The sequence below is a fragment of the Lentibacillus kapialis genome (assembly GCF_014646635.1).
Lineage (GTDB): Bacteria > Bacillota > Bacilli > Bacillales > Amphibacillaceae > Lentibacillus > Lentibacillus kapialis.
In genome coordinates, this window is record NZ_BMNQ01000130.1 from 1 (window position 1) to 821 (window position 821).

Annotated in this window: 1 protein-coding gene; it reads left to right on the top strand. The window is 45.2% G+C overall.

What is annotated here, in order from left to right:
* Positions 1-96 precede the first annotated feature (96 nt).
* Positions 97-821: IS256 family transposase (locus IEW67_RS17940; protein ID WP_188634433.1), on the top strand; the 725-nt coding region annotated here is incomplete at its 3' end.

Consider the following 821-nt stretch of genomic DNA (forward strand, 5'->3'; position numbering starts at 1 on the left):
GATGACGTAAAATAGTTTGTGTAGATTCTTTGAGACAAAAAAAGAGGTAGGGTATCCTCAAAATTGGACAGAAAAAAAGAGAGGAGAAACCCTACCATGTCTCAAAGTATATCGAAAGATAGCTTTATGAATCAAATGGACAGCCTTGTCCGAGATTTTGTCAAAGATCAGCTTGAAACGATAGTGGAGGAAGAAAGGGAGCAATTTTTCAACGTAGAACATCCTGAATTAAAGCAGGTGAAGAACGGCTATTACCCACGTTCGCTTGATACCAAGTATGGCCACATTGATGATCTTGCCATTCCGCGCGATCGTCACAATGAATTTCAGACGGAGCTATTCGACCCATATCAGCGCCGTGATCAATGGGTTGGAGAAACCGTCACAAGGATGTATCAAAAAGGCGTGAGCACACGTGAAATCGCCCAAATGATTGAGCACATGCTGGGATCGGCTTACTCGGCAACAACGGTTAGCAACATCACGGATGCAACGGTTGAGAACATTGAAGCCTGGCAGCAGCGCCAATTAAACAAGCGATATTCCATCCTTTATCTTGACGGGACGTATCTTAAGTTACGCCGTGATGATGTCGCTAATGAAGTGGTATATATCGTCATTGGTATTACGGAAGAAGGATACCGTGAAATTCTCGGCTTCTATGTAGGCGGTCAGGAAAGCGCCCTCGGTTGGAAGGACATTCTCTGTGACCTTTACGAGCGCGGAGTCGAAGAAGTACTGCTTGGCGTATTTGACGGTTTACCGGGTTTGGAAGCAGCGATGAAAGAAATATACCCGAAAGCCGATGTCCAGCGTTGTGT